We start from the raw sequence: 25,215 nt of genomic DNA, 5'->3' as shown, positions 1-25,215 counted from the left end.
CGTCCGGCCGCATGGCGTGTGCCGCTGCGGGGCAGGAGGGGGCTCCGGACCACGCCAGGAGGACGACGATGACCCCCCGCTCGATCGCCGACCAGACCGTCGAGGAGCTCGGCGGCCCCAGCAGCGTCCTCGTGCGGCAGCGCCGCGACCACGAGGAGCTGGACCGGCTGCTGCACGAGCTCGACGGCACCACCGGCCGCGCGCAGGAGCGGGTGCTGCGGAAGATCGACCAGCTGGTGTTCAGCCACGCGTTCGCCGAGGAGACCGTGCTGTGGCCGGTCCTCCGCCGGGTGCTGCCGGACGGCGACGCGCTCACCCTGCAGGTCGAGGAGGAGCACCAGGAGGTCAACGAGCTGGTCAGCGAGCTGGAGGCGCTCCCCCACGACGACCCCCGCCGGGCTCAGCGGATCGCCCGGCTGGTGGAGGTGCTGCGCGAGGACGTCCGGGACGAGGAGGACGTGCTCTTCCCCCGGCTGCAGCAGGCCCTCGACCCGAAGGCGCTGCGCCGGCTCGGCCTGCAGTGGGAGGTGGCCCGGCGGGTCTCGCCGACCCGGCCGCACCCGACCGTGTCCCGCCGTCCACCGGGCAACGCCGTCTCGGGCCTGCCGCTGTCGCTGATCGACCGGACCCGCGACCTGGTCGACGCGGGCGTGCAGCACGCCCCCGAGCGCATCGCCCCCGCCGGGGAGGCGGTCAGCAAGGTGCTGGCCGCCGCCGCAGGCTGGGTCGAGCGCGTGCCGCTCGCCCGACGCGGCGACCGGCCGCCGACCAGCCGGTGAGGCCCGTGGTCTGATCGGCCGGACACGGGCGGGCACCGGCGCCGGCCCGGGAGGGAGCTGGCATGGCATCCGACGAGGTCCTGCTCGAGGTCGACGGGGCGGTCGCCGTCGTCACGCTCAACGCCCCCGAGCGGCGCAACGCGCTGACCCCCGCCATGGCCGCCGAGCTCATCGCCGCCTTCGACGAGGTCGACGCCCGCACCGAGCTGGGGGCGGTCGTCGTCCGCGGGGTCGGGAGGTCGTTCTGCGCGGGCGGTGACGTGCAGACCCTGACCGACGCCGGCCGGGACCCCGCGGCCCCCGACGCCTACGCCGGCATGGGCGCGATCTACGACTCCTTCTACCGGCTCGGCCAGGTGCACGCGCCGACCATCGCCGCCGTCCGCGGTTCCGCCGTGGGCGCCGGGATGAACCTGCTGCTCGCCGCCGACCTGCGGATCGTCGCCCGCGATGCCCGGCTGCTCTGCGGGTTCCTCAAGCGCGGCATGCACCCCGGCGGTGGCCACTTCGTGCTGCTGTCCCGCCTCGTGGGCCGCGAGGCGGCGGCCGCGATGGCGCTGTTCGGCGAGGAGGTCGACGGGGAGACCGCCGTCCGCCTGGGGCTGGCCTGGGAGACCCTGGACGACGACGCCGTGGAGGACCGGGCGCTGGAGCTGGCCGCCCGGGTCGCCCGGGACCCGTCGCTGGCCCGGGTGGCCGCGGCCAACTTCCGCAAGGAGACGGGCCCGCCGCACGTCAGCTGGGAGATCGCCACCCAGTTCGAGCGCCCGGCCCAGATGTGGTCGATGCGCCGTCCCGCCCCGTGACACGCGTCGGGCCCGGCTCCCGCAGGAGCCGGGCCCGACGTCGGGCCGGAGGGCAGATCAGGTGGTCTGCTTGTCCTTGGGCGTGGCCCGGGCGTCGAGCTGGATCTCCTTCTCCGCCCGCGGCACGCCGTCCTTCAGCTCCTTCGTGCGCTCGATCTCGGCGTCGAGCTCGATGCCGAACAGCAGCGCCAGGTTGATCAGCCAGAACCAGATCAGGAAGATCACCACACCGGCCAGCGTCCCGTACGTCTTGTTGTAGCTGCCGAAGTTGGCGACGTAGAAGGCGAAGGCCGCCGACGCCACGACGGCCACCAGGATGGCCACGAGGGCACCGGGGCTGACGAACTTGAAGCCGCGCAGCTTCACGTTCGGGGTCGAGTAGTAGAGGACGGCGATCATCAGCGCCAGCAGGACGAGCATCACCGGCCACTTGACCCAGGTCCACACGGTGAGCACCGTGTCGCCCAGCCCGATGGCCTGACCGATCGCGTCGACGACCGGGCCGCTGAGCACGAGCATCGCCAGGATCAGCGCGGCGAACAGGATGCCGATCAGCGTGATGAGCAGCTGCAGCGGCTTCAGCTTCCAGACCTTCCGGCCCTCGGGCGTCTCGTAGACGATGTTGGCCGCCCGGGTGAAGGCGCCGACGTAGCCCGAGGCCGACCAGACGGCCGCCGCGACACCGATGATCAGGCCGAGGCTGGCGGCGCCCGAGTTGCCGGCGATCTGCTGGATCACCGGGTTGAGCGTCTCGGCCGCCTGTGCCGGCACGACGGCGGTGATCGCCTCGGTGAGCTGCTGCGGGTTGGTGAGCAGCCCGACGATCGACAGCAGCGCGGTCAGCGCCGGGAACAAGGCCAGCACGCCGTAGTAGGTGAGGGCGGCGGCCCAGTCGGTCAGCCCGTCCTCGCTGAACTCCTTCAGCGTGCGCTTGATCGTGCCGCCGGTGGTCGGCTTGGGGTCGGCGCCGGTGGGCGCGAAGTCGGCCCGCTCCCGGCTGATGTTCTCGTCACCGGGTGCGGTGTCGTGCGGATCGCGGTCCTGCTGCGCGGTGCCGCGCGCGCCCTCCTCGGGGCGGTTCTCTCGTGCTCCGGCCATGCGTGGCCTCCGGGGTAGACGCGGGCTTGTCCTCCCCGCTGTTCCCCGGAGGGGCGCCGGCCACGCGTGACGGAGGTGGCAATCCGGTCACGACGCGAGCGCAGCGTCACCACGGAACCGCGCTGAGCTGCGCGACGCCATGCCGCCCGGTCCAGTGACGCGACGATCGTCACACAGTGTTCACCGAGGAATTCGCCGCGTGCAGGATTCACCGTGTGGTCAGCCGGGCACCCTGCCGCTCAGACGAGAGCCGCCGGCTCCCCCCGGCGGACGCGAGAGGACGTGGAGCGCACAGATGGTGATCTGGCCGACGCTGACCCTGATCGGGTTCCTGGTGCTGACGGCGCTGGTGATCGCGATGGGCACCCGGTCGACCGCCCGCTACGAGGCCGAGCAGCGCGCGGCCGCGGCCCGACCGTCCCGGGCCCGCAGCGCGGCTCCCGAGGCGGCCACCGCGACCGCACTGCTCTGAAGAAGGACCCTCCTGCCCCCCGCCACCCGCAAGCTCGCGACGGGGCCCTGCAGCGGGGCCGGAGCTTAGTACCAGTCGCTGCGCATCTCCAGGACGGTTGAGTCCATCGACGCGAGCAGGGCCAGCTGCGGGCCCACCTTCGGCAGCTCCCAGCGCTGGAAGAACCGGGCCGCCTGCCGCTTGCCGGCGTAGAGGTCGCCGTCCCGGCCCTCGGCGGCCAGCGCCTGCTCCAGCCACAGCCAGCCGACCACCACGTGCCCGGCGGCCTCCAGGTAGACCGTGGCGTTGGCCAGCGCCTGCTCCGGGTCGCCCGCCGACCACAGGGTCGCGGTGACCGTGCCGAGCTGCTGCACCAGGTCCTCGAGGGTGTCGGCCAGCTCGGCCCACGGCGTGCCGGCCGCCCGCCGGGTGGTGGCGGTGATCGTCTCGCCGAGCAGGGTGAGGCCCGCGCCGCCCTGCATCACCACCTTGCGGCCGAGCAGGTCCAGCGCCTGGACGCCGTGGGTCCCCTCGTGGATCGGGTTGAGCCGGTTGTCCCGGTAGAACTGCTCGACCGGGAAGTCGCGGGTGTAGCCGGCGCCGCCAAGCACCTGGACGGCCAGGTCGTCGGCGGCCAGGCACCACTGGGAGGGCCAGCTCTTCGCGATCGGGGTGAGCACCTCCAGCAGCAGGTGCGCCCGGGCGCGCTCCTCCTCGGTCTCCGCCGTCCGCTCCTCGTCGACCAGGCGTGCGCAGTACAGCCCCAGCGCCAGGCCGCCCTCGACGTAGGACTTCCCGGCCAGCAGCATCCGCCGCACGTCCGGGTGCTCGATGATCGGCACCGGCGGGGCCGCGGGGTCCTTGCCCGCCAGCGCCCGGCCCTGGGTGCGGGTGCGCGCGTACTCGACCGCGTGCAGCCAGCCGGTGTAGCCCAGCGCCGTCGCGCCCATCCCGACGCCGATCCGGGCCTCGTTCATCATGTGGAACATGTAGGTCAGGCCGCGGTGCAGCTCGCCGACCAGGAAGCCGACCGCGCCGGGCCGCCCGCCGGGGGTGTGCCCGCCCTCGCCGAAGGACAGCAGGGTGTTCGTCGTCCCGCGGTAGCCCATCTTGTGGTTGAGCCCGGCCAGCACGACGTCGTTCCGCTCGCCGAGCGAGCCGTCGTCGTCCACCAGGAACTTGGGGACGACGAACAGCGAGATGCCCTTCACGCCGGGCGGACCGCCGGGGACCTTGGCCAGCACCAGGTGGACGATGTTCTCGGTCAGCTCGTGGTCGCCCCCGGAGATCCACATCTTCGTGCCGGTGAGCCGGTACGTGCCGTCGTCCTGGGCCGCCGCCCGCGTGGTGATGTCGGCCAGCGAGGACCCGGCCTGCGGCTCGGACAGCGCCATCGTGCCGAACCAGCGGCCCTCGGCCATCGGCGGGACGTAGGTCCGCACCTGCTCCGGGCTGCCGTGCGCGACCAGCAGGTTCGCGTTCGCGATGGTCAGGAACGGATAGGCCGAGGTGGCGATGTTGGCCGCCTGGAACCAGGCGTGCACGGCCATGTTCACCACCGCCGGGAGCTGCAGGCCGCCCAGCTCCTCCGGCAGGGCCGCCGCGGTCATCCCGGCCTCGGCGAACACCCGCAGCGCCGCGGCCACCTCCGGGACGAGCACCACCTTCCCGTCGACCAGGTACGGCTCGTGCTCGTCGGCCTTCCGGTTGTGCGGGGCGAAGTGGTCGGTCGCGATCTCCTGCGCCAGCGCGAGGACGGCGTCGAAGGTCTCCCGCGAGTGCTCGGCGTAGCGCGGCCGCTTCGTGAGCGTCACCACCTGGAGCCACTCGTGCAGCAGGAACTCCAGGTCGCGGGAACTCAGGATCGAGGACGCGGGCACGGGCACTCCAGGCGGTGTGGGGGCGGGCCGGTGCCCGTGCCGCCAGGCTAGGCCCGGGGTTCGCCCGCGGGCGCTCGGGTACGGGCGCGCCATGGACCTGGCCACGATCATGTCGCGCGCGGCGGGGCTGGCCGGCGGTGCCGGTGGTGAGGCGCTCAAGCGGCTCCAGCACGTGCGCCTGCCGGGTGTGGGGCAGTCGTCGGTCACCGACGACGCACGCACCGCCGCCCGCCGCTGGCGCGCGGTCACCGTTCTCACCGAGCCCGCCCGGTTGCAGGAGGCACTGCCCGCGCCGCTGGCCGCCTTCGGCGACCGGCTGGAGGTGCGGGTGACGCCCGCGCCCGGGGACCGGGGTGCCGAGCTGGCCGCCCGGTTCCGCGGCCCGGTCACCGAGGAGGACATCGGGCAGCTGCGCGCTGCGCTGCGGGAGGCCAAGGCGTTGGTCGAGGTGGGTGAGGTCCTGCGCGTGGACCCGCAGCCGCACGGTCATCGGAAGCCGACCCCGCAGGGCGCGGCGGTCGAGGGGATGGCGGCCAAGGCTCCAGAGGAGGGTGTGCTGTGAGCGGACAGCGGCGTGAGCGTCGCAGCGAGGAACGAGCGAGGAGCGGAGCGGCGCGCCGGAGTGAACGGGGGGCATCGTGAGGGCCGCGACCTGGACCGGGGTCAACGAGGTCTCCGTGGAGGAGGTGCCCGAGCCGACGATCCTCAACGACCACGACGTGATCGTGAAGGTGCGGCTGAGCACCACCTGCGGCTCGGACCTGCACCTGCTCGGCGGTTACATCCCGTTCATGCGGGCCGGTGACGTGCTCGGCCACGAGTTCATGGGCGAGGTCGTCGAGGTCGGCCCGGGCGTCCGGCAGCGCCGGGTCGGTGACCGGGTCGTCGTCAACTCGTTCATCGCCTGCGGGAACTGCTGGTACTGCCGGCAGCAGCTGTTCAGCCTCTGCGACAACGGGAACCCCAACCCCGGCATCACCGAGGGCCTGTGGGGCCAGAGCCCGGGCGGCTGCTTCGGCTACTCGCACGCGGTCGGCGGGTTCGCCGGCAGCCACGCCGAGTACATCCGGGTGCCCTACGCCGACGTCGGGGCCTTCGTCGTCCCGGAGGGGGTCTCCGACACCCGCGCCCTGTTCGCCTCCGACGCGGTGTCCACCGGGTGGATGGGTGCGGAGCTCGCCGGGACGGAGCCGGGGGACGTCGTCGCCGTGTGGGGAGCCGGCGGGGTCGGCCAGATGGCCGCCCGCGCGGCGATGCTGCTGGGCGCGGAGAGGGTGTTCGTCATCGACCGCCTCCCCGAGCGGCTGGCCCAGGTGCGGCAGCACGTGGGCGCGGAGGCCATCGACTACTCCGCAACCGACGTCCTCGCCGAGCTGCGGGAGCAGACCGGCGGCCGCGGGCCGGACATCTGCATCGAGGCGGTCGGGATGGAGGCGCACAGCCCCGGCACCCACGGCGTGTACGACCAGGTCAAGCAGCAGCTGCGGCTGCAGACCGACCGGCCGGCCGCGGTCCGGGAGGCTGTCCTGGCCTGCCGAAAGGGTGGGACCGTCTTCGTGCTCGGCGTCTTCGCCGCCGCGGTGGACAAGTTCCCGTTGGGCGCGGTCATGAACAAGGGGCTGACCGTGCGCGGTGCGCAGGTGCACGGTCAGCGGTTCACCCCGCGGATCCTCGAGCACATGGCCCGCGGTGAGCTGGTGACCGAGCACCTGGCCACCCACGTGCTGCCGCTGGACGAGGCCCCGCGGGGCTACCAGATGTTCAAGGACAAGACCGACGGCTGCGTCCGCGCCGTCTTCACGCCCCACGGCTGACCCGCGACCCTCGCGGTGTGGCCGCCACCCTCGCCGCGTGCCGCGGGGGTCGCGACCACACGGCGAAGGTGGACGGTGCGTCAGCCCTGCCTGAGACGGACGTCCTCGGGCAGGTGGTCGGCCGGGACGCTGGCCAGCCCGGTCGGCTGGTCGGGCGCCGCCTCGTGCCGGCCGCCCCGGCCCGGGACGTCGTCGTCCTCCCGGGCCTCGTGCCGGTCGACGCCGTCGACCGGCGGGGCCGTGGACGTCGGCGCGGCGGCACCGGCCGCGTGCGCCGCTGCCTCGGCCGGGGTGCCGTCCGCCTCGCCCGCCCCCGCCTGGGCGGCCTGGATGCCGGACTGGGTCCGCAGGGCCAGCTGGGGCAGGAAGATCAGCACGAAGAAGCCGAGCGCCACGATCGCCGCCGCGATGAGGAACACCACGTCGAGGGTGTCGCTGAAGCCGGTCTTGAACGGCAGGGCCAGGTGGCCCGGCAGCTCCGCGATGAACGAGGTGTCGGACAGGTCGCCGCCGGTGTTCAGCTGGCCGCTCTGCACCGCCTGGGCGACCCGCGGGTCGTCGGCCGCCGCGCGGGTGAATGCGCTGGTGATGTCGCTGGGCAGCCGGGTGAACAGGACGGAGAGGAAGATCGCCGTCCCCAGCGTGCCGCCCATCTGGCGGAAGAACGTCACCGACGAGGTGGCGACGCCGATCTCCCGCGGGCTCACCGCGTTCTGCACGGCCAGGATGACCGGCTGGAAGTTGAAGCCCAGCCCGAGACCGAGCATGACCATGAACGGCACCAGGGTCCAGATCGCGGTGTCCGCGCCCACGACGACGGACAGGCTGACCAGCGACGCGACCATCAGCACGATGCCGACCAGCGGGAAGGGCTTGTAGACCCCGGTCCGGGCGATCGTCTGCCCGGAGACCACCGAGCCGACCATGATGCCGAGCACCAGCGGGATCATCTGCAGACCGGCCACCGTCGGGCTCGAGCCGTGCACGATCTGCAGGTACTGCGGGAGCAGCAGGATCCCGCCGAACATGCCCATGCCCAGCACGATGCTGGACAGGCCGCTGACCGCGAAGGTGCGGTTGCGGAACATCCGGATCGGCAGCAGCGCCTCGTCGCCGTAGGCCCGCTCGGCCAGGAAGAACAGCACGAAGCCGACCGCGCCGATCGCGTAGCAGACCAGCGACGTCGGGTCCGTCCAGCCCCAGGTGCGGCCCTGCTCGGCGACGATCAGCAGCGGCACCAGGAAGGTGATCAGCGCCAGCGCGCCGGGGTAGTCGATCCGGTGGTCGCGGCGGGTGTGCGGCAGGTGCAGGACCTTAACGACGACGGCGAAGGCCAGCACGCCCAGCGGCACGTTGACGTAGAAGATCCAGCGCCAGCCGGTGATGCCGAGGATCGACTCCTGCCCGGAGAGCAGCCCGCCGATGACCGGCCCCAGCACGCTGGAGGAGCCGAAGACGGCCATGAACCAACCCTGGTACTTGGAGCGCTCCCGGGGCGGGACGATGTCGGCGATGATCGCCAGCGCGAGGGACATCAGGCCACCGGCGCCGATGCCCTGGATCGCCCGGTAGACGGCCAGCTGGTACATCGTGTCGGCGAGACCGCACAGCGCCGAGCCGATCACGAACACGGCGATGGCGAACAGGTAGAAGCCGCGCCGGCCGTACATGTCGCTCAACTTGCCGTACAGCGGCGTGGCGATCGTCGAGGTGATGAGGAACGCCGTGGTGGCCCAGGCCTGCAGGTCGTAGCCCTGCAGGTCGTCGGCGATCACCCGGATGGCGGTGGACACGACGGTCTGGTCGAGGGCGGCCAGGAACATGCCGAGCAGCAGGCCGACCAGGATCGTCATGATCTGGCGGTGCGTGAAGGAGCCGGAGGCGTCCGGGGCCGCCGCGGCGGCGCGGGCGCCGCGCCGCTCGGCCGCGGTCCCGCGGTCGGAGGTCTGGGTCATCGGTCCGTCTCGGTGCGGGGGAGGGGTGCGCCGGCGGCGGCACCCAGGCTGGGGAGGTGGTCGGTGAGGTCGTCCACGAAACGGCGGAGCTGACCGGTGAAGCCGGCCAGCTCCGCGGGGGACCAGTCCGCGGTGACGGCGGCGAGGAGCTCCTCGCGCTCGCGCCGCATCTGGTCGAGCACGGCCTCACCGGCCGGGGTGACCACCAGCCGGCTGACCCGGCCGTCCTGCTCGTCGGCGACCCGGCGCACCAGGCCCCGGTCGACGAGCAGGGTCACGTGCCGGCTGACCGTGGAGGGGTCGGCGTGCACGAGCTCGGCGAGCGCCCCCTGCCGCATCGGGCCGAGCCGGGTGAGCGGGAACAAGAGCACGTGGGCGGCGCGCTCGCGGGCCTCGGTGCCCGAGCCGACGGCGGACTTGAGCGCGTGCAGCACCCGGGAGAGCCGGGCCAGCTCGTCGGACAGCAGGTGGGCGGCGGCGTCGGCACCGGCCGACACGGAGCCGGCGGAGGACGCGGGGTCGGTCACGGGGACTCCCAGGACGGCGAGGGGAGCGCGACGGTGCGCCGGGGAACAGGTGCACGATACGAGCCGTTGTGCCGCGCATGCAACAAGTTGCAGTCAGCATGGACTGTGACGTGGGCAACCGGGTCGACGGGGGTGGGACCCTGGACGCGACCCCCCTCGGAAGGAAGCGCGAGAGCTCCGTGACCACCCCGCACGACGACCTGCGCGCCCGGCTTTCCGCGCTGACACTCGCGGACGAGCACCGGTTGCGCCGCCGGCTCGACGGCACCCGGCGCACCAAGGACCCGGCCACCCGCGCCCGGCAGCAGGACGCGATCGCGACCGAGGTCGCGGCGGCCGAGCAACGGATCGCCCGGCGGCGCGCCGCCGTGCCCGCGGTGACCTACCCCGACGAGCTGCCGGTCAGTCAGCGCCGCGACGAGATCGCCGCCGCCCTGCGCGACTCCCAGGTCGTGGTGGTCGCCGGTGAGACCGGGTCGGGCAAGACCACGCAGCTGCCGAAGATCCTGCTCGAGCTGGGGCGGGGCGTCCGCGGCCGGATCGGGCACACCCAGCCCCGACGGATCGCCGCCCGCACGGTCGCGGAGCGGATCGCCGAGGAGCTCGGCAGCCCGCTGGGCGACGTCGTCGGCTGGAAGGTCCGCTTCACCGACGAGGTCGGCGACCGGACGCTGGTCAAGCTCATGACCGACGGCGTGCTGCTCGCCGAGATCCAGCGCGACCGGGCGCTGCGCCAGTACGACACGATCGTCATCGACGAGGCCCACGAGCGGAGCCTCAACATCGACTTCCTGCTGGGCTACCTGGCCCGGCTGCTGCCCCGCCGTCCCGACCTCAAGCTGGTCATCACCTCCGCGACCATCGACGTCGACCGGATCGCCAAGCACTTCTCGATCGACGGCGCCGACGTGCCCGTCGTCGAGGTCACCGGCCGCACCTACCCGGTCGAGGTCCGCTACCGGCCGGTGGTCGACCCGGACGGGGTGGGTGGGGAGGCGGCAGCCGACGAGGACCGCGACCAGGTCAGCGCGATCGTCGACGCCTGCGCCGAGCTGGTCGCCGAGGGCCCGGGCGACGTGCTGGTCTTCCTCGCCGGCGAGCGGGAGATCCGGGACACCGCCGAGGCGCTGGGCGGGCTGACCGAGCGCGGCGGCGCACCGATCGACGTCCTGCCGCTCTACTCGCGGTTGAGCGCGGCCGACCAGCACAAGGTCTTCGCCCCGCACACCGGACGGCGAGTGGTGCTCGCCACCAACGTCGCCGAGACGTCGCTGACCGTGCCGGGCATCAAGTACGTGGTCGACCCGGGCACCGCCCGGATCTCCCGGTACAGCCATCGCACCAAGGTGCAGCGGCTGCCGATCGAGCCGATCAGCCAGGCCTCGGCCCGGCAGCGGTCCGGCCGGTGCGGCCGCACCAGCGAGGGCATCGCGATCCGGCTGTACACGCAGGACGACTTCGACGCCCGGCCGGAGTACACCGACCCGGAGATCCTGCGCACCAACCTGGCCTCGGTGCTGCTGCAGATGGCCGCGCTCGAGCTCGGGCACGTCGCGGACTTCCCGTTCGTCGACCCGCCGGACCGGCGCGCGGTCGCCGACGGCGTGGCGCTGCTCGAGGAGCTCGGCGCACTCGACGAAGCCGGGAAGCTGACCCCCACCGGTCGGGCCCTGGCCGCGCTGCCGCTGGACCCCCGGATCGCCCGGATGGTCGTCGAGGCCGACCGCCGCGGCGTCCTGGAGGAGGTGCTGGTCATCGCCGCGGGCCTCACGGTCCAGGACGTCCGCGAGCGCCCGGCCGAGCACCAGCAGGCCGCCGACGAGCTGCACGCCCGGTTCGCCGACGAGAACTCCGACTTCCTGGGCCTGCTCGACCTCTGGCGGTACCTCGGCGAGCGGCAGGAGAGCCTGTCGGGCAGCCAGTTCCGGCGCACGGTCAAGCGCGAGTTCCTGCACTACCTGCGCATCCGCGAGTGGCAGGACCTGCACGGACAGCTGCGCAGCACCGCCCGCCGGCTGGGCATGGCCACCGGCTCGCTGGCCGCCGAGCCCGACGAGCGCGGCGTGCACGCCGCGCTGCTGTCCGGGCTGCTGTCGCAGATCGGTGTCCAGGCCGAGCCCGCCAAGGGCCAGAGTCGCGACAACGGCCGGGCGCGGGGGAGCCGGGAGTACCTGGGCACCCGCAACACCCGGTTCGTGATCGCGCCGGGCACGCCGCTGGCGAAGAAGCCGCCGCGCTGGGTGGTCGCCGCCGAGCTGGTCGAGACCAGCCGGCTGTTCGCCCGGACCGTCGCGCGGATCGACCCGGAGGTCGTCGAGCGGCTGGCCGAGCACCTGGTCAAGCGGCAGTACAGCGAGCCGCGCTGGGACGCCAAGCGCGGGTCCGTGGTCGCCACCGAGCGGGTCACCCTCTACGGCCTGCCGCTCGTCGTCGGCCGGCGCGTGCAGTACGGCTCGATCGACCCGGTGGTCTCCCGCGAGCTGTTCGTCCGGCACGCGCTGGTGCAGGGGGAGTGGACGACGCACCACCGCTTCTGGGCCGACAACGCCCGCGCGATCGAGCGGGTCGCGGAGCTGGAGGAGCGGGCCCGCCGCCGCGACATCCGGGTGGACGACGAGACGCTGTTCGAGCTCTACGACGCACGGATCCCGGCCGACGTCGTCTCCACCCGGCACTTCGACCGGTGGTGGAAGCAGGCCCGCCGCGAGACCCCGGACCTGCTCACCTTCACCCCGGAGATGCTCACCAACGCGGCGGTGGCCGGCCAGGTCGACCCGGAGGACTACCCGGACCAGGTCGAGCTGACCCGGGGGCTGACCCTGCCGCTGTCCTACGCGTTCAACCCGGGCGCGGTCGAGGACGGCGTGACCGTCGACGTGCCGCTCGGCGTGCTCGACACCGTCGCCGCGGAGACCTCCGGGGAGTCGCTGGCCTTCACCGTGCCCGGGCTGCGCGAGGAGCTGGTCACCGAGCTGCTCCGGTCGCTGCCCAAGCAGCTGCGCCGCGGCCTGGTGCCGATCCCCGACCGGGTGCGCGAGGTGCTGCCGCACATCCGCCCGACCGAGCCGCTGCTCCCGGCGCTGGAACGGGAGCTGCGCCGGGCCACCGCCGTGACCATCCCGCCGGACGCCTGGCGTCCGGCCGAGGTGCCGGCCCACCTGCGGGCCACCTTCCGGGTGCTCGACGACCAGCACCGTCCGCTGGCCGAGGGCAAGGACCTGACGGCGCTGCGCGCGCAGGTGGCCCCGCAGGCGCGGGCCGGCCTGGCCCGCGCCGCGTCGGAGCTGGAGCGCACCGGGCAGACGTCGTGGACCTTCGGGGAGCTGCCGCGCAGCGTCGAGGTGCGCCGCGGGGGCCACGTGGTCACCGCCCACCCCGCGCTGGTCGACGAGGGGGAGACCGTCGGCGTCCGCGTGGTGCCCACCGAGGCGGAGGCGACCCGGCTGAGCTGGCGCGGCGCGCGCCGGCTGCTGCTGCTGGAGGTGGGCACGCCGGTGAAGCAGGTGGCGAAGGGGCTGTCGCCGCGGTCCCGGCTGGCTGTGCAGTTCAACCCGGACGGTGAGATCCCCGACCTGGTCGCCGACTGCGCCGACGCCGCCGCCGACGAGTTGATCGCCGCGGCCGGCGGGCCGCCGCGCGACGCCGAGGCCTTCGCCGCGCTGGTGCGGACGGCCCACACCGAGCTGCTGCCGCTGACCAGCGACGCGTTGCGCCGGGTCGAGGCGGTGCTCACCCAGGCGCGGGAGGTGGCCGTGGCCATCGGCGCGGCACCGGGACGGCGGGTGCCCGAGGCGGCGATCGCCGACCTGCGCCGCCAGATGGCCGGGCTGCTGCACAAGGGGTTCGTGGCGGCGGCGGGCCGGCGCCGGCTGCCCGACCTCGTGCGGTACCTGACCGGGATGGCGTACCGGCTGGAGAAGCTGCCGGCGAACGCCGCCCGGGACGCCCTCTGGATGGACCAGGTCGCCGCGGTGACCGCGGAGTACGAGCAGCTGCGGACCCAGGTCCCCGCCACGGGCGGCCCGGACGACCCGGTGGCCCGGGTGCGCTGGATGATCGAGGAGCTGCGGGTGAGCCTGTTCGCGCAGGGGATCCGCACGCCGCGGCCGGTGTCCGAGCAGCGGGTCTACAAGGCGATCGACCAGCTGACCGCCTAGCCCCGCGACCGACGGGTTTGCCCGCTCGACGCGGCGGGGAGGGTCCCGGTGACCCAGTCGCCGTACCGAGGAGTCGTCGCATGAGCGAGCCGACCGGCAGCACCCGTGCCGCGGGCGAGGGCCTGACCGACGAGGAGATGGTGGAGGTGGTCGCCGGGCAGACCGACAGCGCCTCGGAGAACGCGGACAAGGCGGGCAAGGACTGGGACGGCGACCCGTCCCAGGCGCCGCAGCAGTAACCTGCGGCAGCGGTCGGACCGGCCGCGTCCCGCCGGTGCGACGGAGGGCTGAGCCCGTGGCGATGACGATCCCCGAGCGCGCGCGGCTCGCTCCCCGGACGGTCCTCCGCTGGGGGGTGCGCCACGGGATCCCCGGGGCGTTCCTGCAGCGGGCGGCCGCGCGCGGGGACCTGGTCGGCCGGTTGCTGCGCGACCCGGCGCAGCGGGCGGACCCGCACCCGCTCTACGAGCAGCTGCGCGCCCAGGGGCCCCTGGTGCCCAGCAGCCTCGGCCTGGTCACCACCTCGCACGCGATCGCGTCCGAGGTGCTGCGGTCCGCGGACGTCGGCGTCGGCTTCGACCGGTCGCTGGCGCCGCGCTGGGCGCAGTGGGTGCTGCGGGTGACCGACGACCCGTCGGCCGACGGGGTCGCCGAGCCGCCGTCGATGATCGTCGTCGACGCGCCCGAGCACACCCGCTACCGGCGCCTGGTGAGCAGGGCGTTCACCCCGCGCGCGGTCGCGGCCAGCGAGCCGATGGTGCAGCGCACCGCCGACGCGCTGCTCGACCGGCTCGCCGCCACCCCGGGCCCGGTCGACCTCGTGACCGGCTACGCCGCGCCCTTGCCCGTGCTCGTCATCGCCGACCTCCTCGGCGTCCCGGGTGATCGGCGGGAGGACTTCCTCCGCTGGGGCGCGGCGGCCGCCGCCACCCTCGACCCGGGGCTGCCGTACCGGCGGTACGTGGCGGCCGAGCGGTCGATCCGGGAGATGCACGGCTTCCTGGCCGACCACTTCGCGAAGCTCCGCCGTGAGCCCGGGGAGGACCTGGTGAGCCGGCTGGTCGGCCTGCCGGACGACGAGGCGCTCACCGAGCGGGAGCTGCACGCCACGGTGCTGCTGCTGCTCGGGGCCGGCTTCGAGACGACGGTGAACCTGCTGGGCAACGCGGTCGTGCTGCTCGACGCGCACCGCGAGCAGTGGGAGGCGCTGGCAGCCGACCCGTCCGGCTGGCCGAACGCCGTCGAGGAGGTCCTGCGGATCGACAGCCCCGTGCAGATCACCGGGCGGACGGTGCTCCGCGACCTGACCCTGGACGGCCGGCCGGTGCCCGCCGGCAGCCGGGTGACGATCCTGCTCGGCGCGGCGAACCGCGACCCCGGCGTCTTCGAGCGGCCGGACCGGTTCGACGTCCGCCGGGACAACGCCCGGGAGCACCTCGCGTTCTCCGCCGGCGCGCACTACTGCCTCGGCGCGGGGCTGGCCCGGCTGGAGGCGGTCGTCGCGCTGCGCACGCTGGCCGAGCGGTTCCCCCGGCTACGGGTGACCGGCACCCCGGAGCGGCGCGACCTGCAGACGTTGCGCGGCTTCGAGCACCTGCCCGTGACGCTCGCCTGACCCCGCCCCCGGCGGGGGGCGGGGTCCTTCGGTCAGCGGCGCGGGGGTGTGAGCATCCCGGCGCCCACCGTCGCGTTGGTGGACTCGTCGATGAGGATGAACCGGCCGGTCTCCCGGCTGCGGTGGTAGTCGTCGACGAACAGCGGCTGCGTGGTGCGTAGGGTGACCCGCCCGATGTCGTTGAGACCGAGGCGACCGGCGTCCTGCTCCCGGTGCAGCGTGTTCACGTCCAGCCGGTACTGCACGTCCTTCACCATGGCGCGGACCGACCGGGTCGTGTGCTTGATCGCGAGCCGCTGGCGCGGCTGCAGCGGCTGGTCGGTCATCCAGCAGACGAACGCGTCGAGGTCCTGGGTCACCTGCGGGGCGTTGGCCGGGCGGCAGATCATGTCGCCGCGCGAGACGTCGAGGTCGTCGGACAGCCGGACGGTCACCGACATCGGCGGGAACGCCGCGTCGACCGGGCCGTCGGGGCCGTCGATCCCGGCGATCGTCGTGGTCAGGCCGCTGGGCAGCACCTGCACCTCGTCGCCGGGCCGCAGCACGCCGCCGGCGACCCGGCCGGCGTAGCCGCGGTAGTCGTGGAAGGCGTCGGACTGCGGCCGGATCACGTACTGCACCGGGAACCGGGTGTCGACCAGGTTGCGGTCGCTGGCCACGTGCACGTGCTCGAGGTGGTGCAGCAGCGAGGTGCCCTGGTACCAGGGCATGTTCGTCGAGCGGGTCACCACGTTGTCGCCGAGCAGCGCGGAGATGGGGACGACGGTGACGTCGGTGACCTCGAGCTTCGTGGCGAAGGCGGTGAACTCGTCCCGGATGCGCTCGAACACGTCCTCGGACCAGTCGACCAGGTCCATCTTGTTCACCGCGACCACCAGGTGCGGTACCCGCAGCAGGGAGGCGAGGAAGGCGTGCCGGCGGCTCTGCTCCACCATGCCCTTGCGGGCGTCCACCAGCACGATCGCCAGGTCCGCGGTCGAGGCACCGGTGACCATGTTGCGCGTGTACTGCACGTGGCCGGGGGTGTCGGCCAGGATGAAGGTGCGCCGCGGGGTGCTGAAGTACCGGTAGGCGACGTCGATGGTGATGCCCTGCTCGCGCTCGGCGCGCAGGCCGTCGGTGAGCAGCGCGAGGTCGACGTAGTCGCCGCGGCTGGCCCGCTCGATGGCGGCGTACTGGTCCTCGAAGACCGCCTTGCTGTCGAACAGCAACCGGCCGATCAGCGTGCTCTTGCCGTCGTCCACCGACCCGGCGGTGGCGATGCGGATGATGTCCTTCCGGGCGACGGCGAGGTCGTGGGCCTGCTCGGCGGCAGCCGAGCGGACGTCGACGGGCGTCTCGGGCGAGGCCATCAGAAGTACCCCTCCTTCTTCCGGTCCTCCATGGCGGCGTCGCTGACCTTGTCGTCCCCGCGGGTGGCGCCCCGCTCGGTCAGCCGGGTCACCGCGATCTCGGCGATGACCTCCTCCACCGTGGTCGCGGTGGACCGGACGGCGGCGGTCAGGTTCGCGTCGCCGACGGTGCGGTACCGGACGCTCTCCCGGAACACCGTCTCGCCGTCCCTGGGCGTGATGAACTCGTTGACCGCGTAGAGCATCCCCTGCCGGTCGACGACCTCCCGCTCCTGCGCCAGGTACAGCGGCGGGATCTCGATCTCCTCCTGGGCGATGTAGCCCCAGATGTCCAGCTCGGTCCAGTTGGACAACGGGAACACCCGGATCGACTCACCGAGGTGGATGCGGCCGTTGTACAGGTCCCACAGCTCGGGACGCTGGTTCTTCGGGTCCCACTGGCCGAACTCGTCGCGGAAGGAGAACACCCGCTCCTTGGCGCGGGCCTTGTCCTCGTCCCGGCGGGCGCCGCCGAACAGCGCGGTGAACCCGTGCTGCTCGACCGCGTCCAGCAGCACGGGCGTCTGGATCCGGTTGCGGGAGCCGTTGGGCTCCTCGCGGACGGTGCCGGCGGCGATCGCGTCCGGCACGGAGGCCACCACGAGCTCCACGCCGAGCGCCGCCACCCGCTTGTCCCGGAACTCGAGCACCTCGGGGAAGTTCAGCCCGGTGTCCACGTGCATCACCGGGAACGGGATGCGGGCGGGCGCGAAGGCCTTGCGGGCCAGCTCGAGCATCACGATCGAGTCCTTGCCACCGGAGAACAGCAGCACCGGGCGTTCGGACTCGGCGGCCACCTCGCGCAGCACGTGGATGGACTCGGCCTCCAGCGTCTGCAGCTGGGTCAGCCGGTGGTCGGGCAGGGTGTCGAGCGGTCTCACGCTGACGGACTCCCGGGGACGGCGGTGGAGCGGGCACGCGACATCGGCAGACGTCGCGTCTGGGGTGGGCCAACCGCATCGGGTCGATGGGCATTCCCGCCACCAGTGTCCGGCATGCCCCGGTCGGCCCGGCGGTCGGTCGCCTCGGCCTTTCCCGCGGATCGGAGCAGCTGCCGGCCGACCCGGTCAACCGGGGGCGTCGCCGTCCGCGGGGGTGGCCGGGCCGGAGCGCGGCAGCCGGACGGTGAAGGTGGCGCCTTCGCCCGGGGCGGTGGTCACCTCCACCCGCCCGCCGTGCGCCCGCACCAGCGACGCGACGATGGACAGCCCGAGCCCCGTGCCGCCGGCCGCCCGGGTCCGCGACGTGTCGGCGCGGTAGAAGCGCTCGAACACCCGCTCGGCGTCGGCCGGGGCCATCCCCGGGCCCTCGTCGCGCACGGCGAGGACCACCACGTCCGGGTCCGCGGGGTCGGCCGCCAGCCGGACGACGACCCGGGCGTCGGGCGGTGTGTGGGTGAGCGCGTTGGTCAGCAGGTTGCCCACCACCTGCCGCAGCCGCGCCTCGTCGCCCTGCACCACCGGGGCGTCGGGCAGGGAGTCGTCCAGGTGGAGGCTGACCGGCCGGTCCGGCTGGACGGCGCGCGCGTCGTGCACCGCGTCCCCGGCGACCTCGGCCAGGTCGACCGGGCCGAGGGACAGCGGCCGCTGCTGGTCCAGCCGGGCCAGCTGCAGCAGGTCCTCGACGAGCAGGCCCATCCGGGTGGCCTCTGACTCGATGCGCTGCATCAGCCGGGCGGTGTCCTCCGGCCCGTGCACGGCGCCCTGCCGGTGCAGCTCGGCGAAGCCGCGGATCGAGGTCAGCGGGGTGCGCAGCTCGTGGCTGGCGTCGGCGACGAACCGCCGCATCCGGCTCTCCGACGTCCGGGCCTGCTCCTCGGAGGCCTGCTGCGCGCGGAAGGAGGCCTCGATCCGGGCGAGCATCCCGTTGAGCGACCGGGACAGCCGCCCGATCTCGGTCCGGTCGTCCCCGGCCGGGACGCGGCGCGACAGGTCGCCGGCGGCGATCGCCTGCGCGGTGTGCTCGACCTCCACGAGGGGGCGCAGGCTGTTGCGCACCACCAGGGAGCCGGTGACGCCCAGCACCGCCACGACCAGCAGGCCGACCCCGACCTCCAGGACTACGAGCCGGGTGAGCACCGCCCGGTCGTCGCTGAGGTCGGTGCCCACGACGACGGCTGAGCCGCCGCTCATCTGGGCGACCGCCACCCGCCAGGACGTGGACCCGTCCTCGGAGCGGAGATGGAACGGTGCGCGGTCGTAGCCGCCGATCGACGCCCGGTCGATGTCGTCCACCTCGGGGAGGTGGGCGTCGGACCTCGGGCCCTGGATGACCGACACGGTCGGCTCGACGGAGGTCAGGTCGATGCAGGCGATGTAGACGTTGCTCGGGATGCGCAGCTCGGTGAGCGCGCAGGCGCGGGCGAGCTCGCCGGACTGCTGCTCCAGCTGTTCCAGCGTGGCGGTCAGCCGGGCGTCCCGCTGGTCGAGCAGGAAGCCGCGGAGCAGCGAGGTGGCGGCGAAGCCGGTGGCGGCCAGCGCCAGGGTGAGCAGCGCGATCAGCAGGGCGACGAGGGTCACCCGCAGCGGGATCCGCGGGGCCGGCGCCGCCGGTCGCGCCGGGGGCGGCCCGGACGCGACGTCGGCGCCGGGGCCGTGGGGCCCCGGCGCCGGGTGGCCGGACGGAACGGGGGTGGGTGCGCCGTCCGGCCGGGTGCCGGCCGGTCGGCTCACGTGCCGCGGGGGAGGCGCAGCGAGTACCCGACGCCGCGCAGCGTGTGCAGCAGCCGCGGCTCGGTGGTGTCCACCTTGCGGCGGAGGTAGGAGATGTAGGACTCCACGACGTTGGCCTCGCCGTTGAAGTCGTAGTTCCAGACGTGGTCGAGGATCTGCGCCTTGGACAGCACCCGCCCGGCGTTGGTCATCAGGTAGCGCAGCAGCTTGAACTCGGTGGGCGAGAGGCTGACCAGCTTCCCGGCCTTGAGGACCTCGTGGGACTCCTCGTCCAGCTCGATGTCGGCGAAGGTGAGCCGCGGCGCCTCGCCGGCCCGCTGGGCGGCCTGGCTGCGGCGCAGCACCGCCCGGATCCGGGCCAGCACCTCGTCGAGGCTGAACGGCTTGGTGACGTAGTCGTCGCCGCCCAGGGTGAGCCCGGTGACCTTGTCCTCGCCCGCGTCGCGCGCGGTGAGGAAGAGCACCGGCGTGTGGGTGCCGTTCTGGCGCAGCCGGCGGACGACGCCGAAGCCGTCCAGCCCGGGCATCATCACGTCGAGCACGAGCAGGTCGGGGCGGAACTGCTCGGCGACGGCGAGGGCCTGCTGGCCGTCCGCGGCGGTGGCCACCTCGAAGCCGGCGAACCGGAGGCTGGCCGAGAGCAGTTCGCGGATGTTGGGCTCGTCGTCGACCACGAGCAGCCGGGCCTCGGGTGCCTGGGGCTTGCTGGTGCTGCCGGGCACGACCCCTCCCGATGGACCCTGTGCGGCCGTCGTCGTCATGCCACCAGGCTCCGCCGGGGGCCTGCGGACGAACTGGACGGTACCTGTGAGGACCCTGGGTGTCCTCCGTCCGGCTCCCCGGGCTGAGCCGCCTGCCCGACCGGGGAGCCGCGTCGTGTCCCGGCTCCCCGGTCGACGAGGCGGCTTGACCCCGGTCGTCAGCCGGCGGGGGCCATCGCGCGGCCACGCCGCCAGTAGCCGATGGCGTGGTGCTGGCCGCGCCGCAGACCCCATCGGCCGCGCAGGTCGGCACGGACGGCCCGGACGGCGGCGGACTCCGCCGCCACCCAGGCGAACAGGTCCTCCCCGTCCGGGCGCGGCAGCGCGGCCACCGCGTCGGCCAGCAGCGTGCTCAGCCCCGGCCCGGTGCCCGCGCGGTGCAGCCAGCGCAGCTCCACCCCCTCCGGTGCGGACAGCGGCTGCTCCTCCTCCGGGCCGGCCACCTCCAGCAGGGCCACTCCCCGGGTGGTCGGCGCGGCCGAGGCGAGGATGCGGCTGATCGCCGGCAGCGCCGTCTCGTCGCCGGCCAGCAGCAGCCGTCCGGCGGGCGCGTCCCCCAGCGGCGCGCCGCTGGCCACGCCCAGCAGGGCACCGGGCGCGGCGGCCGCGGCCCACGACGCGGCCGGACCGTCGCCGTGCAGCACGAAGTCGACGTCCAGCTCGCCGGCGGCGGGGTCCTGACGGCGGGCGGTGTAGCTGCGCAGGCTCACCCCGTGGCTGCCCTGCGGCCACACGATGCGCCCGTCCCGGGCGATCTGCGGCCAGGCGGGTGCGGCGTCGCCGATCCGCGGCACGAGGAGGGAGATGGTCGGGCCGGCCGCCGCCACGGCCTCGGCTGGCGCGGTCAGGGTGACCCGGCGGACGGCCGGGGTCACGTCCCGGACGGCGCTGACGCTGAGGACGTCGACCGGGCGGACGTCGCCGGCGTCCGGGATCGCGCGGGCCGGACGTCCGGCCGCGGGCTGCTCGTCCAGGGGCGTGCTCACGGTGCTCCAGCCTAGGGCGGGCTCGGCCGGGCCCGGACGCGCGCGGGCCGACCCGACCAGCCCCGGGGGAATGGGGCCAGCCGGGCCGGCGATCGCGGACGGGACCGTCACGGAATGTGGCCAGCGGCGTCACCCTGACCAGCGGTTGTCCTCCGTGGAGCCCGTCGGGTGGCAACGCTACGTGATCGTCGACGGCTGTCGAGGCCCTGGTGATCACGGCTGACCCGGAGGGGTGAGCCCGATCGGGCGTCACCCCCGCCGCAGCGGGCACGCGCTCGGCGGCGCACCTGATGTGTGCGGGCCCGCGGGCGCGGGCAGGGCTGTGCCCACGCGACCAGACGGGAGGCCGGGGATGGCCGAGGAGTTCTCCGAGGGCGACCACGTCTCGTGGAAGAGCCACGGGAGCAAGGCGGAGGGCACCGTGCAGCGGGAGATCACCTCGGACACCGAGGCGGCCGGCCGCACCGTGCGGGCGAGCGAGGACGACCCGCAGTACGAGGTGGAGAGCGACAAGAGCGGCAGGACCGCGGTCCACAAGCCGGGCGCGCTGGAGAAGGACTGACCGGCAGCAACGCTGCCGCTGAGCGAGGAGGACACATGAGCGAGACCGACGGCACGTTCGCCGCCTCGAGCCGGAGCACCACGCACAGTCCCCGGGTCGACGAGCAGCTCGAGCACGAGGTGCAGGGGATGCTCAAGGGCGGGCGGGCGACCCGGGCCGAGGAGTGGCGGGAGGTCGAGCCGTCCGGCGAGGACCAGCCGGACATCGACGCCAACCCCGGGGGCACGCTCACCGGCGGCGTCCCGGTGGGCATGACCCCCGACGCCGTGGTCGCCCGCGCGGAGCTCGCGCGCTGGCTCGACCGGGCCGACTTCCCGAGCACCGGAGCCGACCTGGTCGAGGCGGCCCGTGACCACCGGGCTCCCGACGCCGTCGCGGACGAGCTGTCCCGGCTGCCCGAGGGGGAGACCTACGAGCGGATCGGGGACGTCGTCCGGGCCCTCGGGTACCCGACCGAGACCTGACCGCCGGGCCGGCGCCGTCCCACGGGGCGGCGCCGGCTCACCCCTGGCCGGCCGCAGCCTCCTCGTCCTCCTCCTCCGCGGCGATCTCCTCCGCCCCGCGACGCCGGAACAGCCTCGAGCCGGGGAAACCCTTCACCACCTGCCGCATGTCCTGCACCGTGTCCAGCAGGGCGTGCAGGTCCGGGGCGACGTCCCGCAGCGTGACGAGCACCGGGATCACGTCCTCGTCCAGGTGCACCACCAGCGCGGGCATCCGGTCGATCAGCGTGACGAACGCCTGCACCTCCGCCGGGCTGAACTCCGTGGCGAGCCGGCCGACGACCGGGGCGAGGTCGGTGAGCACCGGGCGGTAGGCGTCCAGCAGCGGCTGGACGGCGGACAGCATCGCCTCCGCCCGGTCCAGGGTGCCGTTGGCCCCGTCGGCGGTGCCCGCGATGTCCACGACCAGCTGCGCGGCCGCGTCGGTGCTGCGGCGCACGGCCACGACGGCCTCGTCCGCGGCGCCCTGGCTGGACCGCACGGCTGCGATCGCGTCGTCCGCGGAGCGGCGGGTCCCCTCCATCGCGGTGATGGCGACGTCGGCCGCCTCCTGGGACCGCGTAATCCGCTCCATCGCCTCGTCCGCCCGGGCGCGGGCCTCGTCGACGCGGGTCATCGCCACCTCGGCGCGGGCGGTGGCGGCCTCGATCCGGTCCAGCAACCCCGACGTCCGGTCCAGCAGCTGCTCGGCGGCGCCCACCGCGGCGACCACGCGGGGGAGGAGCGCGAGGCCCTGCGCGACCCCGTCCCGCAGCCCCTCTACGGCACCCAGGACGTCGGACGGGCCGGGGATCGAGAGCCTCATCCCGCGCACGCTACGCAGCAGCGGGCGCGGCCGCCGGTCGGCTGAGCGGTGGTCGGCCCGCGTGCCCGCCGGGCAGTGGCCTCGTGCACACGTATCGTCAACGGCCTGTGTGCGGCCCGTCCGGCCGGGCGCGGAGACGGACGGCGGCCCACCCCCGGGCCGAGCACCACGACGATGGGAAGTCGACACACGTGGCCGACGAGCCGACGCGGAACGGAGCCGACGGCACCTCCGCCGGGGACCCGTCCGGGCCGAGCACCCGGGCCGGGAAGGCCGTTCCGGGCGGGGGACCGCCGGCCCCCCTGACGGTGCAGGAGCTGATCGCCCGGTCGGGCGGCACCGGGGTCGGCCGTCGCCGGGCCGAGCGGCGCGGCGCGCCGCCGGCTCCCGGCGGCCGGCAGCCGGCCGACCCGGCGCCCCGGACCGGCCCGCCCGCGCCCCCCGTGCTGCCCACCGGCTGGCAGCCCGCGATGCCGAGCACCCCGCCGGAGGACGACGAGGCCCCGCGGCCCGCCACGCCGCCGTCGTCGCCGTCGCCGTCGCTACCGCTACCGCCACCGCTGTCGGCGTCGCCGTCGGCGCCCGAGCGGCCGGCCGGCCCGCCGGTGCGCCGGTCCGCCGCGCCCGAGGTCGCCCCCGAACGCCGGCCCACCGCCCCGCCCCGCCCGCCCGCCCGGCCGGCACCGCCGGCCACCGGTTCCACCGCTGCGCCGTCGTCCCCGCCGGTCCCGGTCCCGCCCCGCCCGTCGGCCGGGCCGGCCACGCCGGCCACCCCGGCCGCACCCCCCGCGGTGCCCGACCGGCCGCGGCCGACGCCCACCCCGACGCCCCGGCCCCGACCGGCCGTTCCCGCCGCCGCGCCACCGGCGGCGCCGCCGCGGCCACCGGCGGCCGAACCGCGGCCGGTGCCCGCGTTCCCGGGGACGGCGCACCCCTCGGCCCCGGTGCCGGGGGTGCGGCGCAGCCTGCCGATCCCACCGATCCCCGGCCTCGACGTGCCGGCCGGCGGGAACTCGGCCGCCGACCCCGGGCCGGGCGCCGAGCGGCCCCCGCCCAGCGCCCGCCGCCGCCGGCTGACCCGCATCGCCGTGGCCGTGAGCGCGCTGCTCGGCCTCGTCCTCGCCTACCACGTGGCTCTCTACTTCTACGTGGACCGGTCGATGAGCCGGGTCGACGCGCTGGTCACCGATGGTCCCGAGGTGGTGGCCCCCCAGCTGCAGGAGTCGTCGCAGACCTACCTCGTGGTCGGCACCGACCTGCCCGGCCGCTCCGGGTTGGCCTCGGTGAGCACGCTGGTCGCGCACCTCTCCGCCGACGGCGAGCGCGCCACGCTGGTCTCGGTCCCGCCGACCGCGGCGACCGACACCCCGGCCTGCCGCACCGGCGAGGACGACGTCCGCCCACCGGTCACCGAGCCGTTCGCCGCCGCCCTGCTCGAGGGCGGGCCCTCCTGCCTGGTCCGCTCGGTGCAGCAGCTCACCGGCCTGCGGATCGACCACTACCTGGCCGTGGACCTGGGCCGGCTGCCGGGGCTGGTCGACGCCCTCGGGGGTGCAGCGGGCTGCCTGCCCGGCGCCGCCGGGGAGCCCACCGGCGAGCAGGCGCGCGAGTACCTGGCCGGCAGCGTCGGGCCGAACGGGACCGACGTCACGGGGGCGGCCGCGGCCGAGCGGCAGCGGCGGCTGCTGGCCGCCACGCTCGGGCCGGGCATGTCGGCCGGCCTGGTCACCGAGCCGGTGACGCTGGCCCGGTTCCTCACCCGGGCGGCCGGCGCCTTCACCGTCGACGAGGACACCACGCTCGCCGAGGTGCGGACCCTGGCCTCGACCCTCGGCGACCTCTCCGGCGACGCACTGCAGACCGCCACGGTGCCGGTCGCCGCAATCGGTTCCGTCCCGGCCGGCGGCGACCAGGCAGCGGTGGTCGTGGACGGGACGGCGACCCGCGCGCTCTTCGACGCCGTCATCTACACCGGCCGGCTCCCGGAGGACGACCCGGCGGAGGCCGCGGCCGCACCGGCCGAGCCGGCGCCCGCCCCGGCGGCGGTCGACCCGGTGCCCGAGGGGACGACGGTGACGGTCGTCCCGGCCGCGGTCACCGTCGACGTGCTGGACGCCACCGGCGGCGGCCGCACCGCGGAGGTCGCCGACGCACTCGTCGGCCAGGGCTTCCGCGTCGGGGCGCGCGGGGCCGAACCGGCCGCCGTCACCCGGACCGTCGTCCGGTACGCCGCCGCCTCCCTCGAGCTGGCCCGCACCGTCGCCGCGGCCGTGCCCGGCGCGGTGCTCGTGGAGACACCGGAGGTGGGCAGCGCGGTGCAGCTGGTCATCGGCCCCGACGTCGCCGGTCCGGTCCCGGTCGACATCGGCACCCCGGTGCCTCCCGCCGCCGCGCCGACGGCCCCCCCGGCCGCGTCGTCGTCCTGCGGCTGAGGGGGCCGTCGAGGCGCCCGG

21 protein-coding genes are annotated in these 25,215 nt (G+C 74.8%); 11 read left to right on the top strand and 10 right to left on the bottom strand.

Features of this window, described 5'->3' with window-relative positions; translation table 11 throughout:
- Window positions 1–68 precede the first annotated feature (68 nt).
- Window positions 69–779: a hemerythrin domain-containing protein gene (locus HL189_RS07195; protein WP_369133002.1), complete on the top strand. Its 711-nt coding sequence runs from the start codon at window positions 69–71 to the stop codon at window positions 777–779.
- A 62-nt stretch (window positions 780–841) separates the two neighbouring features.
- The gene (locus tag HL189_RS07190; RefSeq protein WP_369133001.1) at window positions 842–1,585 is read left to right on the top strand and encodes an enoyl-CoA hydratase/isomerase family protein; all 744 of its coding nucleotides are present in this window, start codon (window positions 842–844) and stop codon (window positions 1,583–1,585) included.
- Window positions 1,586–1,642: 57 nt separating this feature from the next.
- On the opposite strand, the gene HL189_RS07185 is transcribed toward HL189_RS07190, so the two are convergent.
- On the bottom strand, window positions 1,643–2,683 hold the full coding sequence (locus HL189_RS07185; protein WP_369133000.1) for a YihY/virulence factor BrkB family protein: 1,041 nt from the start codon (window positions 2,681–2,683) through the stop codon (window positions 1,643–1,645).
- A 295-nt stretch (window positions 2,684–2,978) separates the two neighbouring features.
- Between HL189_RS07185 and HL189_RS07180 the strand changes: the two genes are divergently transcribed.
- Window positions 2,979–3,155, top strand: coding sequence for a hypothetical protein (locus tag HL189_RS07180; RefSeq protein ID WP_369132999.1), 177 nt, complete (start codon window positions 2,979–2,981; stop codon window positions 3,153–3,155).
- A 65-nt stretch (window positions 3,156–3,220) separates the two neighbouring features.
- On the opposite strand, the gene HL189_RS07175 is transcribed toward HL189_RS07180, so the two are convergent.
- Window positions 3,221–5,014: an acyl-CoA dehydrogenase gene (locus HL189_RS07175; RefSeq protein ID WP_369132998.1), complete on the bottom strand. Its 1,794-nt coding sequence runs from the start codon at window positions 5,012–5,014 to the stop codon at window positions 3,221–3,223.
- Window positions 5,015–5,105: 91 nt separating this feature from the next.
- Here HL189_RS07175 and HL189_RS07170 point away from each other — a divergent pair, with 91 nt between their 5' ends.
- Window positions 5,106–5,576 (top strand): hypothetical protein, encoded by a 471-nt coding sequence (locus HL189_RS07170; RefSeq protein ID WP_369132997.1) that lies wholly within the window; start codon window positions 5,106–5,108, stop codon window positions 5,574–5,576.
- A 76-nt stretch (window positions 5,577–5,652) separates the two neighbouring features.
- Window positions 5,653–6,828, top strand: a complete 1,176-nt coding sequence (locus tag HL189_RS07165) for a zinc-dependent alcohol dehydrogenase (protein ID WP_369132996.1) — start codon at window positions 5,653–5,655, stop codon at window positions 6,826–6,828.
- Window positions 6,829–6,908: 80 nt separating this feature from the next.
- Here the strand turns inward: HL189_RS07165 and HL189_RS07160 are convergent, their stop codons facing one another.
- Together HL189_RS07160 and HL189_RS07155 are read right to left on the bottom strand one after the other, a co-directional pair.
- Window positions 6,909–8,783: an MDR family MFS transporter gene (locus tag HL189_RS07160; protein ID WP_369132995.1), complete on the bottom strand. Its 1,875-nt coding sequence runs from the start codon at window positions 8,781–8,783 to the stop codon at window positions 6,909–6,911.
- The gene (locus HL189_RS07155; protein WP_369132994.1) at window positions 8,780–9,310 is read right to left on the bottom strand and encodes a MarR family winged helix-turn-helix transcriptional regulator; all 531 of its coding nucleotides are present in this window, start codon (window positions 9,308–9,310) and stop codon (window positions 8,780–8,782) included. Before HL189_RS07155 ends, HL189_RS07160 begins: the two co-directional genes overlap by 4 nt.
- Window positions 9,311–9,489: 179 nt before the next feature.
- Here HL189_RS07155 and hrpA point away from each other — a divergent pair, with 179 nt between their 5' ends.
- The 3 genes from hrpA (at window position 9,490) to HL189_RS07140 (ending at window position 15,082) form a co-directional block, all read left to right on the top strand.
- Window positions 9,490–13,467, top strand: coding sequence for an ATP-dependent RNA helicase HrpA (hrpA, locus tag HL189_RS07150; RefSeq protein WP_369132993.1), 3,978 nt, complete (start codon window positions 9,490–9,492; stop codon window positions 13,465–13,467).
- Window positions 13,468–13,547: 80 nt separating this feature from the next.
- Window positions 13,548–13,706 (top strand): hypothetical protein, encoded by a 159-nt coding sequence (locus HL189_RS07145; protein WP_369132992.1) that lies wholly within the window; start codon window positions 13,548–13,550, stop codon window positions 13,704–13,706.
- Between the two features lie 62 nt (window positions 13,707–13,768).
- A complete protein-coding gene (locus HL189_RS07140; protein WP_369132991.1) occupies window positions 13,769–15,082 on the top strand; it encodes a cytochrome P450 in 1,314 nt (437 codons plus the stop codon).
- A 32-nt stretch (window positions 15,083–15,114) separates the two neighbouring features.
- Here the strand turns inward: HL189_RS07140 and HL189_RS07135 are convergent, their stop codons facing one another.
- The 5 genes from HL189_RS07135 to HL189_RS07115 all read right to left on the bottom strand — a co-directional run bounded on the left by HL189_RS07135 (window position 15,115) and on the right by HL189_RS07115 (window position 20,892).
- Window positions 15,115–16,434, bottom strand: coding sequence for a sulfate adenylyltransferase subunit 1 (locus HL189_RS07135; protein WP_369132990.1), 1,320 nt, complete (start codon window positions 16,432–16,434; stop codon window positions 15,115–15,117).
- Window positions 16,434–17,336, bottom strand: coding sequence for a sulfate adenylyltransferase subunit CysD (gene cysD, locus HL189_RS07130; RefSeq protein ID WP_369133066.1), 903 nt, complete (start codon window positions 17,334–17,336; stop codon window positions 16,434–16,436). The genes HL189_RS07135 and cysD overlap by 1 nt, the downstream gene beginning before the upstream one ends.
- A 204-nt stretch (window positions 17,337–17,540) precedes the next feature.
- Entirely contained in the window at window positions 17,541–18,992 is a 1,452-nt protein-coding gene (locus HL189_RS07125) for a sensor histidine kinase (RefSeq protein WP_369132989.1), read from the bottom strand.
- A gap of 149 nt (window positions 18,993–19,141) precedes the next feature.
- A complete protein-coding gene (locus HL189_RS07120) occupies window positions 19,142–19,867 on the bottom strand; it encodes a response regulator transcription factor (RefSeq protein ID WP_369132988.1) in 726 nt (241 codons plus the stop codon).
- Between the two features lie 197 nt (window positions 19,868–20,064).
- Window positions 20,065–20,892, bottom strand: a complete 828-nt coding sequence (locus tag HL189_RS07115) for a siderophore-interacting protein (protein WP_369132987.1) — start codon at window positions 20,890–20,892, stop codon at window positions 20,065–20,067.
- A gap of 352 nt (window positions 20,893–21,244) precedes the next feature.
- Between HL189_RS07115 and HL189_RS07110 the strand changes: the two genes are divergently transcribed.
- Window positions 21,245–21,454 carry a DUF2945 domain-containing protein gene (locus tag HL189_RS07110; protein ID WP_369132986.1) on the top strand — a complete coding sequence of 70 codons (210 nt, stop codon included), beginning with the start codon at window positions 21,245–21,247 and terminating at the stop codon, window positions 21,452–21,454.
- Window positions 21,455–21,489: 35 nt separating this feature from the next.
- The gene (locus tag HL189_RS07105) at window positions 21,490–21,918 is read left to right on the top strand and encodes a DUF2795 domain-containing protein (RefSeq protein ID WP_369132985.1); all 429 of its coding nucleotides are present in this window, start codon (window positions 21,490–21,492) and stop codon (window positions 21,916–21,918) included.
- A gap of 37 nt (window positions 21,919–21,955) precedes the next feature.
- On the opposite strand, the gene HL189_RS07100 is transcribed toward HL189_RS07105, so the two are convergent.
- Window positions 21,956–22,762 carry a hypothetical protein gene (locus HL189_RS07100; protein ID WP_369132984.1) on the bottom strand — a complete coding sequence of 269 codons (807 nt, stop codon included), beginning with the start codon at window positions 22,760–22,762 and terminating at the stop codon, window positions 21,956–21,958.
- Window positions 22,763–22,953: 191 nt separating this feature from the next.
- Between HL189_RS07100 and HL189_RS07095 the strand changes: the two genes are divergently transcribed.
- Window positions 22,954–25,194 (top strand): LytR C-terminal domain-containing protein, encoded by a 2,241-nt coding sequence (locus tag HL189_RS07095; protein WP_369132983.1) that lies wholly within the window; start codon window positions 22,954–22,956, stop codon window positions 25,192–25,194.
- Window positions 25,195–25,215 lie beyond the last annotated feature (21 nt).

Source organism: Modestobacter sp. I12A-02662 (assembly GCF_041028325.1).
Classification (GTDB): Bacteria; Actinomycetota; Actinomycetes; order Mycobacteriales; family Geodermatophilaceae; genus Modestobacter.
Note: the sequence above shows the minus strand (reverse complement) of the source record. Positions and strands in the feature narration are given on the sequence as shown.

Excerpts from the sequence above, each read along its gene's own strand:
- HL189_RS07170 (WP_369132997.1), top strand. The coding sequence starts at position 5,106 with ATGGACCTGGCCACGATCATGTCGCGCGCGGCGGGGCTGGCCGGCGGT.
- HL189_RS07105 (WP_369132985.1), top strand. The coding sequence starts at position 21,490 with ATGAGCGAGACCGACGGCACGTTCGCCGCCTCGAGCCGGAGCACCACG.
- HL189_RS07180 (WP_369132999.1), top strand. The coding sequence starts at position 2,979 with ATGGTGATCTGGCCGACGCTGACCCTGATCGGGTTCCTGGTGCTGACG.
- HL189_RS07140 (WP_369132991.1), top strand. The coding sequence starts at position 13,769 with ATGACGATCCCCGAGCGCGCGCGGCTCGCTCCCCGGACGGTCCTCCGC.
- HL189_RS07160 (WP_369132995.1), bottom strand. The coding sequence starts at position 8,783 with ATGACCCAGACCTCCGACCGCGGGACCGCGGCCGAGCGGCGCGGCGCC.
- HL189_RS07145 (WP_369132992.1), top strand. The coding sequence starts at position 13,548 with ATGAGCGAGCCGACCGGCAGCACCCGTGCCGCGGGCGAGGGCCTGACC.
- HL189_RS07190 (WP_369133001.1), top strand. The coding sequence starts at position 842 with ATGGCATCCGACGAGGTCCTGCTCGAGGTCGACGGGGCGGTCGCCGTC.
- HL189_RS07135 (WP_369132990.1), bottom strand. The coding sequence starts at position 16,434 with ATGGCCTCGCCCGAGACGCCCGTCGACGTCCGCTCGGCTGCCGCCGAG.
- HL189_RS07110 (WP_369132986.1), top strand. The coding sequence starts at position 21,245 with ATGGCCGAGGAGTTCTCCGAGGGCGACCACGTCTCGTGGAAGAGCCAC.
- HL189_RS07185 (WP_369133000.1), bottom strand. The coding sequence starts at position 2,683 with ATGGCCGGAGCACGAGAGAACCGCCCCGAGGAGGGCGCGCGCGGCACC.
- HL189_RS07100 (WP_369132984.1), bottom strand. The coding sequence starts at position 22,762 with ATGAGGCTCTCGATCCCCGGCCCGTCCGACGTCCTGGGTGCCGTAGAG.
- HL189_RS07195 (WP_369133002.1), top strand. The coding sequence starts at position 69 with ATGACCCCCCGCTCGATCGCCGACCAGACCGTCGAGGAGCTCGGCGGC.